Here is a 14,833-nt window from a genome sequence, read left to right on the forward strand (position 1 = left end):
GTAGTAGTAAGACAAAAGAAGCGTTTCTATACCCAATATCACTATAAAGCATTTAAATAAAACCCAAAAAGGCGACTTAATCGTTTATGACAGAGGTTATCCTGTCGTTTGGTTTTATAAATATCATAGGTTAAAAAGTGTTAATTTTTGCATGCGCATTGTTAAAAGCTCTAATGTTATTAAAGCGTTTTTAGAAAGTGGGAAATATAATAATATCGTTGATTTTCCTTGTGCTGAAAAGTCTCTTCGTCGATGTAGGAAAGATAAAATATCGACCGGTTCACTACATTTAAGATTAGTACGAGTTGATCTACCATCTTGTGAACCAGAAGTTTTAGTTTCATCATTAACAGATTTACAAGCTTATCCTACTGCTCTTTTTGCTGATTTGTATTTCTAACGCTAGGGTGTTGAAGAAGATTACAAGATATTGAAAAAAAAGCAAAAAGCCCGTTACTTTCGTAATGGGTTTTTCTTTATTTGGCGGTGAGAGTGGATTTGAACTCTACTCGAAGGTTTAGTGCTATAAACCCTTATTTAAAATTCCTAACTATCAAAAAGCAAAAAACCGCTAATCTTTCGATTAGCGGTTTTTCTTTGTTTGGCGGTGAGAAAGAGATTTGAACTCTACTCGAAGGTTTAGTGCTATAAACCTTATTTAAAATTTCTAACTATCAAAAAGCAAAAAACCGCTAATCTTTCGATTAGCGGTTTTTCTTTGTTTGGCGGTGAAATAGAGATTTGAACTCTACTCAAGGTTTAGTGCTATAAACCCTTATTTAAAATTTCTAACTATCAAAAAGCAAAAAACCGCTAATCTTTCGATTAGCGGTTTTTCTTTGTTTGGCGGTGAGATAGAGATTTGAACTCTAGAAGGGCTATAAACCCTTGCTGGTTTTCAAGACCAGTGCTTTCGACCACTCAGCCATCTCACCTGAATGTCTCAAAACAATTGCTTGCTTGAAGACGAGGCGAATATTAAAGTGTAGAAAAAGACTTGTAAAGCATTTATTTAACAAAAATGTTTGTTTGCTAAAAAAAACAACAAATCGCTAGCTATTTAAACAATCTTCAAGGGTGTGTATGGGTAATAACAATTTTTCTGTAAACAAGTGCCGCTGTTCTTGGCTTGATACCTCAAAACCTGATTATGTAAAATACCACGATGAAGAATGGGGAGTGCCGGTTCATGACGATAAAGTGATGTTTGAATCCCTTGTTTTAGAATCTGCACAAGCTGGCTTAAGTTGGTACACTATTCTTAAGAAACGTGAAGGTTACCGTACGTTATTTTTAGACTTTGATGTAAATAAAGTTGCAAGGTTTACTAACGACGATGTAGAACGTTTAATGCAAGATGCCTCAATAGTACGCAACAGGCTAAAAATAGTAGCGGCTATTAATAATGCACAACGATTTATTGAAATACAGCAAGAGTACGGAAGTTTTTGTCAGTTCATCTGGTCTTATGTTGATAATAAAACCCAAGTTAACAGTATAAATGATACAGAGAAATCAGTTGCTACGTCGCCTATTAGTGATAGATTAGCCAAAGACATGAAGAAGATTGGCTTTAAATTTCTAGGCTCAACAACCTTATATTCACATTTACAAGCAACCGGATTGATAAATGACCACTCAAATAGCTGTTTTAGAAAATAAGTGAGTAATACCTTGGAAAAATAACAATCACCAACAAGCCACCAATGCTAGTTAATGCGGCTAAATTTTTTAGTTACAAATATTCACAAATTATTAGTAAATATCAACAAATTTAAGCAACTAAATAATAGTATTTTAAAAAACGCCATGTCATAATATGTCAAGATGTCATAAAGAAAGTTTAAGAGTACTCTTGAATTTGACTTAAATGGCCTTATCTAAAAAGTATAACTAAAGTTATCAGAGGAAGTTTTATGCAATCAAATATTGGTTTACAAGCGAGTAAAAGCTCAGCTATAGAAATTAACAAGGTACTTAAAAATACCTATATGTTGTTATCAATGACATTAGCTTTTAGTGCCGTTACTGCCGCTATTTCTATGTCGTTGAACTTGCCACACGGCGCAGCTCTTATAATGACATTAGTCGCTTTTGGCTTAATGTTTGTTGTAAACAAAAAAGCTGATTCAGCGAGTGGTATTTTTTGGATTTTTGCATTCACTGGTTTAATGGGAGCCTCTCTAGGCCCTATGCTTAACCATTACGCTGCAATGCCTGCAGGTCCTGGAATGATAATGCAAGCCTTAGGTGGCACTGCATTAATATTTTTCGCCTTATCGGGTTATGCATTAACTAGCAAAAAAGACTTCTCGTTTATGGGTGGTTTTTTGATGGTCGGTTTAATTGTGGTAATAGTTGCAAGTATTGCAAATATTTTCTTTCAAATACCGGCTCTTTCATTAGCAGTTAGCGCAGCTATTATCATGATTATGTCTGGTTTAATCTTGTTTGATACTAGTCGTATAATTAATGGTGGTGAAACCAACTACATTCGAGCAACTATTTCTTTATACTTGAATATTTACAACATCTTCGTGCATTTATTACACCTTTTAGGCGTAATGGGCGGCGATGATTAATATCGTAAGATAATAGAATGTAAGTGAGTTATTGCTTATAATATGAAACCTCGTTGATCTTACGGTCACCGAGGTTTTTTTATATTCATTTATAATCACTATTTACTTGTGTATGTAGGACATTTTGTGAAAAAACTCGCCTTTGTTATTACCACCCCGCCCAACAGTAACTTAACGGCTACTGCTATTAATATGGTTACCGCTGCGTTAAAGAGTGATATTAACGTTGTTGGCGTATTTTTTTATCAAGACGGTGTTTTAAATGGTAGCCAGCACCTTGCACTCCCTAATGACGAATACCAAGCCCATCGACAATGGCAACAATTACATCACGACTATGATATTCCTTTACACTTATGTGCTACTGCAGCAGAAAAACGTGGACTAAGTGATGATATTAATGATGGTCAAGCCGCTACTATTCATCAGGCATTTACCTTATCGGGCCTAGGTGAGTTAGTAGAATTGAATGTCAACGCTGATCGTCTAATTCAACTGTAAGGTATTTATCATGTCTGAAGCCAAAAAATCACTTGCTATCGTTAATGCCAGCGCACCCTTTTCAGCAGCAAATGCTAAAGATTCTCTTGATGTTGCCCTTATTTTTGGCTCTTATGAACAAGCCATTAGTTTGTATTTTCAAGGCGATGGCGTTTATCAATTAATACCCAAACAACAACCTGAATTTATCCAACAAAAAGACTTTTTAAAAACGTTAGCGGCATTAGAGTTTTATGATATTGAAAATATTTATGTTTGCCAACATTCACTGACTCAACGTGGCTTGGCTAACGATTTTTCTATTGAAAACGTAGCAGTACTTGACCGTGCAGAGTTCTCGATATCATTACACCAACATCAATCAATATTAAGGTTTTAACCCACATGAGTATGCTTCACTTAGTGCGCACATCCGCTTTTCAAACAAGCGACTTTGAACAATGTCTTGACGTAATACAAGCAAATGACACTATCGTGCTACTTGATGATGGTTGCTACAACCTTAGTCATGATTTATGGCAACAAGCCTTAAGTAAAATAGCGCTGCCCGCGCTTTATATTGTTGAAGCGCACGCACAAGCAAGAGCTATAACGATTGATAAAGAAAAAATAAACACTTTATCACTCGATGCATTAATGACATTGATTTGTGCAACAGAAAAATCGGTAACTTGGCAGTGAGTTTATTTTTTAATGAGCAAGAAATCGCCACCGACAAGCAAGGTTATTTAATTAACTTTAAAGACTGGCATACAGATTTAGCGCAGATAATTGCTGATAAAGACCAATTGGTATTAACGGAGCAACACTTTGAAGTTATACGCTTTGTTAGAGAGTTCTACCTGACTTACAATACGTCCCCGGCAATAAGAGCGTTAACAAAAGCGATGAAAGCAGAATTTGGCGAAGAAAAATCAAGTAGTCGGTACTTATATCGATTATTCAAAGAAGGGCCAGCAAAACAAGCAACAAAGTATGCTGGTTTACCCAAACCAGCACGCTGTATTTAAACGTTTTACTCTCCGACTATCAATATTAAACTTTAATATTGATAGTGAAACCACTGCTACCTGATGTTGGTAATGCCACGGAGTCAATACTGCCAGCCGAGGCGATAAGCTTTAGCGCCATTTCACCTTCAAGCTCTTGCTGACCTTTAGATAAGGCTGCGGTTTTTAATGCATAACCTGTAGTTATATCTGTTTGCACACTTTCAATATTATTCAATGATAACGACATAAAGCCTCTCACGTTTTAGCTATGCACATAGCAAGTTAGAACAAGTACAACATTTGTCACAAACTATATCGACTCTCTTTATCATAACTTTAGTCGATGAAAACATTTACTCAAAAGCTGATAATAACGCTTCCACAGGATGACGAGTCTGCATGTTTCCTAAACGCTTTGTTTGGCTTCTACAGGAGTAGCCAGTCACTAAGACTTGTTTAGCCTCTAATTTAGCTAACTTATCTTGCCAACTCATTTCAAATAACATTTTCGAGTTTTCAAAATTTACTTGCTCATGTCCGTAAGTACCAGCCATACCACAACAGCCCACAGAGACGTTTTCAAGTGTCAAACCAAATAACTTGAATATCTCACGCCATTGCCCTTCACTACCGGCTAATGCCGTTTTCTCAGTACAATGCGCAAATAATTTATAAGGCGCTACTTGTTTATCACCCGTTAGTGATGAAAGTGCTGTTTTAGTATTCTGATGTTCTATAACCGTTAATAACCATTCATGGGCTAACAGCACGTGAAAATCGCCACGCTTATCACCAAGCGTTTGTTTATATTCGTCGCGATAGCAAAGCGTTAATGAAGCATCTAAACCGACCATAGGTATATTTAACTGATGAAGTTCATTTAAAAATTCAGCGGTATTTTTAGCTGTCTTTGCAAATTTAGCTAAAAATCCTTTTACGTGCTGCGGTTTACCATTAGGTTTAAACGGTAATAATATTGGGGTAAAACCTAACTTTTCAATTAATGCCATCATAGCTTCAACGACGTTAGCATCATAAAAAGAAGTAAACGGGTCTTGAACGATCAGCACATGACTCGCTTGTTGCTCTTTATTGAGCCCTTGTAAATAAGCAAGATCAAAGGATTGATAATTTTTTTCTCTGACTTGCTTTGCTAAGGTAGGTACAGAAAGTATCGGAGTATCAATATAACCAATCGTTGCTCGTGAAAATTTGTCGTACCATTTATGGGATAATACCGAATTAATTAATTTCGGGGATTTGGCCATTAATGGCGTTAATGTTTCTACATTAGCGACTAAGTGATCTTTTAACGGACGGAAGTATCTTGAATGATATAAGTTAACAAAGCGCGCTCTAAAATCTGGAACATCTACTTTTACAGGGCATTGACTCGCACAAGCTTTACAGGCTAAACAGCCTTGCATCGCTTCCATCACTTCGTGAGAAAAATCTTCTTTTTGATGTGCTGAAAAACGATTTTTTATCTTATCTAATAAACGTTTTACAGACCAATGCTGAATGTTTTCTTCTAAACTAAGGATATCGACTCCCTTAGCTTCTAAAAGACGTAACCACTCACGCATCAAGCCTGCTCTACCTTTCGGCGAATGTCTTCGGTCACGCGTTACCTTGCTTGAAGGACACATTGGGCTGTCTACATCATAATTGAAACACAAGCCATTGCCATTACAGTCGAGCGCTGAACTAAATGAATCTTTTACCGTTATAGGTATTTGCCGGTCATAGAAACCCCGTTTAGTGTCGTCAACCGAGACTAGTTTTTCACTCGATTCAAGTGGCGTACAAATTTTACCTGGATTCATTTTATTATGCGGGTCGAAAGCACTTTTAATTTTTCTTAGTTCAGTAAATAAATGTTCACCGAAAAATTTTGGACTGTATTCGCTGCGATAACCTTTGCCATGTTCACCCCACATTAAACCACCATATTTAGCGGTTAACGTTACCACTTTATCAGAGATTTCGCGGAGCAACTTTTCTTGTTCAGGATCGCACATATCGAGTGCTGGGCGGACATGTAAAACACCCGCATCAACATGACCAAACATGCCGTAGTGCAAACCATAACCATCGAGTAATGCGCGAAACTCAACAATGTAATCCGCTAAGTTTTCGGGTGGCACGGCAGTATCTTCGGCAAAAGCTAATGGTTTTTGACTACCTGCTGTGTTGCCTAACAAGCCAACGGCTTTTTTTCGCATACCATAAAGTTTATTGATACTGCTTAAATCAGTGGTCACTTGATAACCAATAACACCGGTATTATTGCTAATGTCGCTATCTAAACGAGCTGTTAATTGTGCGACCTGATCGGCTAACGCTTCAATACTGGTGCCGTTGTACTCAACAATATTAATACCGTCCATGACTTTACTGTCAACATCGGTGATTAAATCACGCACCGAATGCCAGACAATATCTTGTTTGGCTAAATTTAAGACTTTTGAATCGATGGTTTCAACTGAAGTCGCTTTAGCTTCAACGAGTGCCGGTGAATGGCGCAGCGCAGAATCAAAACTGTCATATTTAATTACAATCAGTGTTTTAGCTTTTAAAATTGGCGTTAAGTTGAGTTTTGCCTCACAAACAAAGGCTAACGAACCTTCTGAACCGGTGATCAAACGAGAAATATCAACTTGGCTTAAATCATCATTAAAAACATTTTCTAGATCATAACCCGTTAAAAAACGATTTAAACGGGGAAATTTTTCTAAAATCAAGGCTCGGTTGTCACGACATGAGGCCAGTACTTGTTTAACAATATGGCCGTAACTGCTATTTTGTTGCGCGAGTTCTTCCGCTTCCTCAATGGACATCGGAGATGTTGACAGAAAGTCACCATTGGCTAAAACCGACTCTAGGGCTAAAACATGATTAGAGGTTTTGCCATAGACCAGAGAGCCTTGTCCGGAAGCATCAGTATTAATCATGCCACCAATGGTTGCACGACTACTGGTTGATAAATCTGGAGAAAAGAAAAAACCGTGTGGACGTAAATAATCATTTAATTGATCTTTGATGACGCCCGCTTCAACACGTATCCAGTTTTCTTCAATATTAATTTCTAAAATACGGTTCATATATTTTGACAAGTCAACGACAATGCCTGGCGTTAAGCTTTGTCCATTGGTGCCGGTTCCACCGCCACGCGCACTAAACTTAATACTTTGATACTTTGGCGTTGAAGACAATTGACTGATCAATTGAACGTCTTGCTTACTTCGAGGATGTAAAACCAATTGTGGTAATTGTTGATAAATGCTGTTGTCGGTAGCAACCGCTAGCCGAGCACTATATTGGCAATTAATTTCACCGCTATATTGAGTGTTACCAAGCTCCTGAGAAAACTTTTGATACAGTGGAGCGATAAGTTCTTGGTGTTCTAATGAAGGTAAGCTCTGAGACATAGACGAAAAACATATTAACGATTTAAGGTTAAGCTTAGTATATCACGTCAATTTTGAATTATGACTCAAGTTTTGTTGAAGAATGCAAAAAGGCTAAGAACTTTTTAACTAAACTTATAGTAAAAAGAACCTAGCCTTTGTTTATTATATTGCCAGTGAGGCTATGACCTCACATTATTAATCGATAAACCACGCTATACGATTATTTATTCTTGTGATTTTCAGCAATATACAACCAAGTCGCTAATACCGTATCTGGATTAAGCGAAACACTGTCGATACCTTCTTCAACCAACCATGCGGCAAAATCAGGGTGATCTGACGGGCCTTGGCCACAAATACCCACATATTTACCACGCGCTTTACAAGCTTTAATCGCCATCGACAATAAGGCTTTAATGGCTGGATTACGTTCATCAAATAAATGAGCGATTAAACCAGAGTCACGGTCTAAACCTAGTGTTAATTGCGTTAAATCGTTTGAACCGATAGAAAATCCGTCAAAATGATCTAGGAATTGATCAGCTAACAAACAGTTCGACGGTAATTCACACATCATAATAACGCGCAAACCATTCTCACCACGTTTTAGACCATTCTCAGCGAGTATTTCAATAACTTGCTCGGCTTCTTCTACGGTTCGAACAAATGGGATCATGATTTCAACGTTGGTAAAATCCATGTCGTTTCGCACGCGTTTAATCGCTTCACACTCAAGTGCAAAACATTCACGGAAATCTTTAGAAATATAACGTGCTGCGCCGCGATAGCCAATCATTGGATTTTCTTCTTCCGGTTCAAACACGTCACCGCCAACTAAGTTAGCATATTCGTTTGATTTGAAATCAGACATTCTAACGATTACTTTCTCAGGCGAATAAGCTGACGCTAAGGTTGCAATACCTTCAGTTAGCTTAGCAATATAAAATTCAACTGGGCTGGCATAACCAACAATAATATCGTTAATTTCATCTTTTAAATCGTCAGATTGCTCATCAAAATTTAACAACGCTTTTGGATGAATGCCAATCATCTTATTAATAATGAATTCTAAACGCGCTAAACCAATACCCGCATGAGGTAAACGAGCAAAACCAAAGGCTCGGTCTGGGTTACCAACATTCATCATTATTTTTAATGGAACTTCTGGCATCGAATCAACTTGTGAAGTGGTTACAGTAAAATCAAGTTTACCTTTGTAGATAAAACCGGTATCACCTTCAGCACAAGAAACGGTAATATCATCGCCATTAGCAATACGTTTTGTCGCATCACCACAACCAACAACCGCAGGAATTCCCATTTCACGAGCAATAATTGCAGCATGACAAGTTCTACCACCACGATTAGTAACAATCGCAGAAGCACGCTTCATAATAGGCTCCCAATCAGGGTCGGTCATATCGGTGACTAAAACATCACCGGGCTTAATTTTGTCCATTTCAGCCAGTGAAGCTAAAACCTTTGCTTCACCACTACCAATTTTGTGACCTATTGAGCGACCTTCACAAATAACATCAGCGGTTGTTTGTAATTGAAACTGTTCCATGACATTAGCGCTTTCACGGCTACGAACTGTTTCAGGGCGCGCCTGAACGATGTAAAGCTTACCGTCTAAGCCATCTTTAGCCCATTCAATATCCATTGGACGTTGATAATGCTTTTCAATAATAACGGCTTGTTTGGCAAGTTCTTGAACTTCATCATCGGTTAATGAAAATTGATTAGACAACTTTTCTTCAATATCAACAATTTCAACTTGTTTGCCATGACTTTGATCTGTGGTGTAAATCATTTTTATGGCTTTACTACCGATATTACGACGAACAACCGACGGTCTACCTTTAGCAAGTGTAGGTTTATGAACATAAAATTCATCAGGGTTAACTGCGCCCTGCACCACCATTTCACCTAAACCGTAACTTGAGGTAATAAAGACTACGTCTTCAAAGCCAGACTCAGTATCAATAGAGAACATCACACCGCTTGAAGCAATATCACTACGTACCATACGCTGAATGCCAGCAGACAAAGCAACACCACGATGGTCATAACCTTGATGAACACGGTAAGAGATAGCACGGTCGTTAAATAAAGAAGCGTAAACATGTTTGATCGCTATCATCACAGCGTCAAAACCACGTACGTTTAAGAAAGTTTCTTGTTGTCCCGCAAAAGAAGCATCGGGCATATCTTCTGCCGTTGCTGAAGAACGAACAGCAAATGAAGCATCGTCAGCAAAACCATCGGCTAAGGTGGTGTAGGCTTTTGCTATATCTTGCTGCATTTCAGGTAGAAATGGTGTTTCTATGATCCAATTACGGATTGTTTCACCTGATTTTGATAATGCGGCTAGGTCATCAACATCTAAATTATCAAGTAACTGATATATTTTGTCGTTGATGCCACTTTGTTCTAAGAATTCATTAAATGCGTAGGAAGTCGTAGCAAAACCACCTGGGACTTGCACGCCTACGTTTGAAAGGTTTGAGATCATTTCACCAAGTGATGCATTTTTTCCGCCAACGCGGTCAACATCATTCATTCCTAAAACTTCATACCAAAGTACATTTTCTTGCACGACATCTTCTCCAAAAAAAAAGAAACAAAAATAAATAGATTTATGAGTTATATCAGTATATTTATAGCTTAAGACATTTTACACTGCGAACTTTATAAACTGAAATGTTATTTGAAACATTTCAGTATAAGTTACAGTTATACCCAATTGATTAATTGAATGGCCTAGTTTTCATCAGAAAAATGGGTAAATGTCCTGCATAAAATTTATTAAGTCATTAACCTACTTATTAATTTTATCTGGCAGTAGTCATTTATTTTAACTATAAAAAAACTCAGCTAATTTTATTGGTTGGGTATTAAAAATAATAAAGAGGTTTTTAAATGCGCGCTGCTTTTTATATTTCTGATGGCACAGCCATTACATCAGAGGTTTTTGGTCATGCTTTGCTTTCACTTTTCCCAATGGAATTTGATCACGACACTATTTCATTTGTTGAAACTGTTGAAAAAGCAGAAGCGGCAAAAATAAAAATTAATAAGGCCGCTAAACGTACCGGTATGCCACCGTTAGTTTTTCATACCTTTGTTAATAACGATATTAGAAAAATTATTGATAGTTGTGATGGCGTTATTTATAACTTCCTAGAGCATTTTGTCGCGCCACTTGAGAAAGAACTGCAACTAGACGCTAAGCCTACCGCTCATCGCACGCACAGTATTCACGAAAATAGTTATGATTATCGAATTGATGCGGTTAATTATTCACTGGCCAATGATGACGGTTCAAATGTTACCAATTATGAGCATGCCGACGTTATTCTCGTGGGTGTATCGCGTTCGGGTAAAACACCAACCTCGTTATACCTCGCTCTACAATATGGTATCAAAGCAGCGAATTACCCTTTTACTGATGATGATATGGACGACCTGACTTTACCTGACTTTTTAAAACCTCATAAAAAGAAACTGTTTGGCTTAACTATCGACGCACAACGCTTAATTGATATTCGCGGTGAAAGATTAGCGAACAGTAAATATTCATCAGCACGACAGTGTCGAATGGAAGTTAGAGAAGTGGAAAAACTGTATAAAAAAGAAAAAATTCCCTTCCTTAACAGCACAAAGTTTTCAGTAGAAGAAATATCAGCAAAAATCCTCAATGAAACAGGGTTACAACGCTATAAATATTAACTTAGTTCAAATTAATCTTTGAAAATACAGAAAGCATTTCACATAAGCCGCTAATTTGGTTATGTTAGCGCGATAAATTATATTGCGCTGGCTTTTTTATTGCGCATTAACGCCTTCAAATAAAAAAATTAGATTACCATGACTATTAAAACGGATGAATTTAGAACCACGCTAATTGAAAACCTTGTTTCTCCTGAAGAATTAGCACAGCAAATCCCACTAGATGATGAAACAGCGAGTTTTATCATCCAAAGCAGAAAAGACATTGAAGCGATTATCACCGGTGACGACGACCGTTTACTGGTCATTATTGGCCCGTGTTCAATTCACGACACCACTGCTGCTGTAGATTACGCAGAGAAACTTAAAGTATTACATGATAAGTACCGAGATGATTTATTGATTGTCATGCGTGTTTATTTTGAAAAGCCTCGTACAACGGTTGGCTGGAAAGGTTTGATCAGTGACCCTGATTTAGATAAATCTTTTCATGTAGCCAAAGGCTTAAACCTGGCTCGATCGTTATTAATGGATATTAATAAGCTCGGTTTACCTGCAGGTACTGAATTTTTAGATATGGTGACCGGCCAATATATTTCAGATTTAATAAGCTGGGGAGCTATTGGTGCTAGAACAACTGAAAGCCAAGTTCACCGAGAATTAGCTTCAGCACTTTCATGTCCGGTAGGTTTTAAAAATGGCACTGACGGTAATGTACAGATTGCTGTCGACGCCATCAACGCCTCAAGTGTGCCTCATGTTTTATACTCACCCAATAAAAGTGGTCAAATGTGTATTTATCAAACGCATGGTAACCCATTTGCTCATGTTATTTTACGTGGCGGTAAAGAGCCGAACTATCACGCAGAAAACATTAGTAAGACCGGAGAAGTATTGGCTAAAGCTGGCTTAGAAAATCGTATTATGATCGATTGTAGCCATGGTAATAGTTTTAAAGACCATAGCAAACAAATTGACGTTGCTCGCTCTTTAAGAGCTCAAATGGAGCAAGGCGACAAGGCTATATTTGGTGTAATGGTTGAAAGCTTCTTAGTTGAGGGTAATCAAAAAGTGGTTGATGTTAACAAACTCACCTACGGACAAAGTATCACTGATGCCTGTATTAACTTAGACACCAGTGTCAGTTTGTTAGATGAGTTATCGGCGGCTGTTCAAGCTAAACGTTCAACTCAACGTTAAATTTATCTATAAGGTATATTTCAACGCTTAAATAAAAAAAGCCGCTGAGGATAACTCCCCTGCGGCTTTTTTATATTCAGCAAAATTTATCTAAATGAAACGAAACCAAACACCGTGACGTAAAGTGTTTGGTTAGCTCCGTTTGCTGCTAATGCTCAACCAATTCTTTCTTTTGAATATAACTGAGTACTAATTTATCTTTTTTGACACCAACTTTCGCCACGCCACCGTGTGTTAGATCACCAAACAATAATTCATTAGCTAATGGTTTCTTTAAGTGCTCTTGTATTAGACGTGACATAGGTCGAGCGCCCATCGATTTATCATAACCGTTAACAGCCAACCATTTTCTAGCGTCTTTCGTTAATTCTAATGAAACGCCTTTTTGATCAAGTAGTGCCTGTAGTTCAACAATAAATTTATCAACCACTTGTTGAATAACAACTTCATCTAAATGGTTGAACCAGACAATATTGTCTAAACGATTTCTAAATTCAGGTGAGAAGGTTTTATTAATTTCACCCATTGCATCAATTGACTGATCTTGTTGTTTAAAACCAATAGATTGGCGAGTTATTTCATGAGCTCCCGCATTGGTTGTTAACACTAAAACAATATTTCTAAAATCAGCTTTACGACCGTTATTATCGGTTAATGTTCCGTGGTCCATGACCTGCAATAAAATGTTATAAACATCTTCATGCGCTTTTTCAATTTCATCTAACAAGACCACAGAATGAGGATGCTTGATTACTGCATCCGTTAATAAACCGCCTTGCTCATAACCAACATAACCTGGAGGAGCACCTATTAAGCGGCTTACCGCATGTTTCTCCATGTACTCTGACATGTCGTAGCGTAATAGTTCGACACCTAAAGATTTAGCTAATTGTTGTGTTACTTCTGTTTTACCCACCCCAGTTGGCCCAGCAAATAAGAACGAACCAACAGGTTTGTGTTCATTACCTAAACCAGCACGAGATAAGCGAATTACTGAAGTCAGTTCATCAATAGCGTGATCTTGTCCAAAAACAACCATTTTCAAATTACGGTCTAATGTCTTAAGACTGTCTTTTTCTGATGATGAAACTGACTTTTCAGGGATCCTCGCCATTTTGGCAACAATAGATTCTATATCACTGTCGTTAATTACTTTTTTACGCTTCGAAGCAGCAACTAATTGTTGTTTAGCACCTGCTTCATCAATAACATCAATGGCTTTATCGGGAAGAAAACGCTCATTGATATATTTAGCCGACAATTGTGCAGCTGCACGCAAGGCTTTATTGGTATAACGAATACCGTGATGTGATTCGTATTTTTCTTTTAAACCATGCAATATTTTAGTGGTGTCATCAACACTTGGCTCAACAACATCTATTTTTTGAAAACGGCGCGCTAATGCACGATCTTTTTCAAAAACACTTTGGTATTCTTGGTAGGTCGTTGAACCCATGCAACGAAGTTTTCCTGATGATAATAATGGTTTTATTAAATTAGAAGCATCCATCATGCCACCGGAAGCAGCACCAGCACCAATTATCGTATGAATTTCATCGATAAATAGAATGGCATTGCCCTCTTCTTCCAACTCTTTTAATAAGCCTTTAAAACGTTTTTCAAAATCACCACGGTATTTGGTGCCCGCTAATAAAGCGCCCATATCAAGCGAGTAAATAGTGGTTTCAGCTAAGAATTCAGGTACATCGTCAGAAATAACTAAATTGGCAAGTCCTTCGGCAATAGCCGTTTTACCCACCCCTGCTTCACCAACAAATAATGGGTTATTTTTACGGCGACGACTTAGCACCTGTAAAGTTCGTTCTAATTCGCTATCGCGACCAATTAACGGGTCAATATTCCCTTTTCTCGCTTCTTCGTTAAGATTAGTAGCAAAGTTTTCAATAGTACGGGGTTCTTCAACGTGAGCTTCTTCGGTAGATTGTGGAGAATCCGTCTGTTCAATTTTAGAAATTCCATGAGAAATGAAATTTACAATGTCTAAACGGCTAATGTCTGATTTTTTCAGAAAATAAGCCGCTTGAGATTCTTGTTCACTGAAAATAGCAACCAGGACATTGGAACCGTTAACTTCACTTTTTCCAGAAGATTGCACATGAAAAACAGCTCGTTGTAACACACGCTGAAAACCTAACGTTGGTTGAGTTTCACGTTCAATTTCCCCTTCTGGGATCACTGGCGTTGTTTCTGCTATAAAATCTAATAACTCTTTACGTATTTTTCCCATATCGGCAGCACAAGCTTTAAGCGCTTCGATTGATGAAGGGTTATCTAATAAGGCTAATAATAAATGCTCAACCGTCATAAATTCATGACGGGAGTCCTTGGCTTGACGGAAAGCCATATTTAATGATATTTCTAAATCTTTGTTCAGCATAGACTACTCCACTTT

At 37.6% G+C, this 14,833-nt stretch carries 13 protein-coding genes and 1 tRNA gene; 9 read left to right on the forward strand and 5 right to left on the reverse strand.

The features are described from left to right. Window positions 1–151: 151 nt before the first annotated feature. Entirely contained in the window at window positions 152–400 is a 249-nt protein-coding gene (locus H4J70_RS00925) for a hypothetical protein (protein WP_259366429.1), read from the forward strand. Window positions 401–844: 444 nt separating this feature from the next. On the opposite strand, the gene H4J70_RS00930 is transcribed toward H4J70_RS00925, so the two are convergent. Beyond that, a tRNA-Ser gene (locus tag H4J70_RS00930) sits at window positions 845–935 on the reverse strand. 148 nt (window positions 936–1,083) lie between these two features. Here H4J70_RS00930 and H4J70_RS00935 point away from each other — a divergent pair. From H4J70_RS00935 to H4J70_RS00960, 6 genes are all read left to right on the forward strand, one after another. Next, window positions 1,084–1,662: a DNA-3-methyladenine glycosylase I gene (locus tag H4J70_RS00935; RefSeq protein WP_070373647.1), complete on the forward strand. Its 579-nt coding sequence runs from the start codon at window positions 1,084–1,086 to the stop codon at window positions 1,660–1,662. Between the two features lie 254 nt (window positions 1,663–1,916). After that, window positions 1,917–2,582, forward strand: a complete 666-nt coding sequence (locus H4J70_RS00940; RefSeq protein ID WP_070373648.1) for a Bax inhibitor-1/YccA family protein — start codon at window positions 1,917–1,919, stop codon at window positions 2,580–2,582. A 126-nt stretch (window positions 2,583–2,708) separates the two neighbouring features. Then, on the forward strand, window positions 2,709–3,083 hold the full coding sequence (gene tusD, locus H4J70_RS00945) for a sulfurtransferase complex subunit TusD (RefSeq protein WP_182243368.1): 375 nt from the start codon (window positions 2,709–2,711) through the stop codon (window positions 3,081–3,083). A 10-nt stretch (window positions 3,084–3,093) separates the two neighbouring features. Further along, window positions 3,094–3,462, forward strand: coding sequence for a sulfurtransferase complex subunit TusC (tusC, locus tag H4J70_RS00950; RefSeq protein WP_182215997.1), 369 nt, complete (start codon window positions 3,094–3,096; stop codon window positions 3,460–3,462). A 5-nt stretch (window positions 3,463–3,467) separates the two neighbouring features. Beyond that, window positions 3,468–3,764, forward strand: coding sequence for a sulfurtransferase complex subunit TusB (tusB, locus tag H4J70_RS00955; protein ID WP_182171813.1), 297 nt, complete (start codon window positions 3,468–3,470; stop codon window positions 3,762–3,764). Beyond that, window positions 3,755–4,093 (forward strand): TusE/DsrC/DsvC family sulfur relay protein, encoded by a 339-nt coding sequence (locus H4J70_RS00960; RefSeq protein ID WP_182216104.1) that lies wholly within the window; start codon window positions 3,755–3,757, stop codon window positions 4,091–4,093. Before tusB ends, H4J70_RS00960 begins: the two co-directional genes overlap by 10 nt. Before the next feature lie 25 nt (window positions 4,094–4,118). Here the strand turns inward: H4J70_RS00960 and H4J70_RS00965 are convergent, their stop codons facing one another. The 3 genes from H4J70_RS00965 to ppsA form a co-directional block, all read right to left on the reverse strand. Beyond that, window positions 4,119–4,322 (reverse strand): cytoplasmic protein, encoded by a 204-nt coding sequence (locus tag H4J70_RS00965; protein ID WP_182243372.1) that lies wholly within the window; start codon window positions 4,320–4,322, stop codon window positions 4,119–4,121. Window positions 4,323–4,428: 106 nt separating this feature from the next. Beyond that, entirely contained in the window at window positions 4,429–7,506 is a 3,078-nt protein-coding gene (locus H4J70_RS00970) for an FAD-binding and (Fe-S)-binding domain-containing protein (RefSeq protein ID WP_182250502.1), read from the reverse strand. A gap of 202 nt (window positions 7,507–7,708) precedes the next feature. Next, window positions 7,709–10,087, reverse strand: a complete 2,379-nt coding sequence (ppsA, locus tag H4J70_RS00975) for a phosphoenolpyruvate synthase (protein ID WP_182222042.1) — start codon at window positions 10,085–10,087, stop codon at window positions 7,709–7,711. Between the two features lie 323 nt (window positions 10,088–10,410). Here ppsA and H4J70_RS00980 point away from each other — a divergent pair, with 323 nt between their 5' ends. Then, a complete protein-coding gene (locus tag H4J70_RS00980; RefSeq protein WP_070373656.1) occupies window positions 10,411–11,220 on the forward strand; it encodes a pyruvate, water dikinase regulatory protein in 810 nt (269 codons plus the stop codon). A 138-nt stretch (window positions 11,221–11,358) separates the two neighbouring features. Further along, window positions 11,359–12,420 carry a 3-deoxy-7-phosphoheptulonate synthase gene (locus tag H4J70_RS00985; protein WP_182216001.1) on the forward strand — a complete coding sequence of 354 codons (1,062 nt, stop codon included), beginning with the start codon at window positions 11,359–11,361 and terminating at the stop codon, window positions 12,418–12,420. Between the two features lie 148 nt (window positions 12,421–12,568). Here the strand turns inward: H4J70_RS00985 and clpA are convergent, their stop codons facing one another. Further along, window positions 12,569–14,818, reverse strand: a complete 2,250-nt coding sequence (clpA, locus tag H4J70_RS00990) for an ATP-dependent Clp protease ATP-binding subunit ClpA (protein WP_182250503.1) — start codon at window positions 14,816–14,818, stop codon at window positions 12,569–12,571. Window positions 14,819–14,833 lie beyond the last annotated feature (15 nt).

The sequence above is a fragment of the Colwellia sp. BRX8-9 genome (assembly GCF_014077245.1).
In the GTDB taxonomy this organism is placed as follows: Bacteria; Pseudomonadota; Gammaproteobacteria; order Enterobacterales; family Alteromonadaceae; genus Colwellia_A.

Bases quoted from the DNA above. Each gene is read 5' to 3' on its own strand.
- H4J70_RS00980 (WP_070373656.1), top strand. From the start codon at position 10,411: ATGCGCGCTGCTTTTTATATTTCTGATGGCACAGCCATTACATCAGAG.
- H4J70_RS00985 (WP_182216001.1), top strand. From the start codon at position 11,359: ATGACTATTAAAACGGATGAATTTAGAACCACGCTAATTGAAAACCTT.
- H4J70_RS00935 (WP_070373647.1), top strand. From the start codon at position 1,084: ATGGGTAATAACAATTTTTCTGTAAACAAGTGCCGCTGTTCTTGGCTT.
- clpA (WP_182250503.1), bottom strand. From the start codon at position 14,818: ATGCTGAACAAAGATTTAGAAATATCATTAAATATGGCTTTCCGTCAA.
- H4J70_RS00940 (WP_070373648.1), top strand. From the start codon at position 1,917: ATGCAATCAAATATTGGTTTACAAGCGAGTAAAAGCTCAGCTATAGAA.
- tusB (WP_182171813.1), top strand. From the start codon at position 3,468: ATGAGTATGCTTCACTTAGTGCGCACATCCGCTTTTCAAACAAGCGAC.
- tusC (WP_182215997.1), top strand. From the start codon at position 3,094: ATGTCTGAAGCCAAAAAATCACTTGCTATCGTTAATGCCAGCGCACCC.
- H4J70_RS00925 (WP_259366429.1), top strand. From the start codon at position 152: ATGCGCATTGTTAAAAGCTCTAATGTTATTAAAGCGTTTTTAGAAAGT.
- H4J70_RS00970 (WP_182250502.1), bottom strand. From the start codon at position 7,506: ATGTCTCAGAGCTTACCTTCATTAGAACACCAAGAACTTATCGCTCCA.
- H4J70_RS00965 (WP_182243372.1), bottom strand. From the start codon at position 4,322: ATGTCGTTATCATTGAATAATATTGAAAGTGTGCAAACAGATATAACT.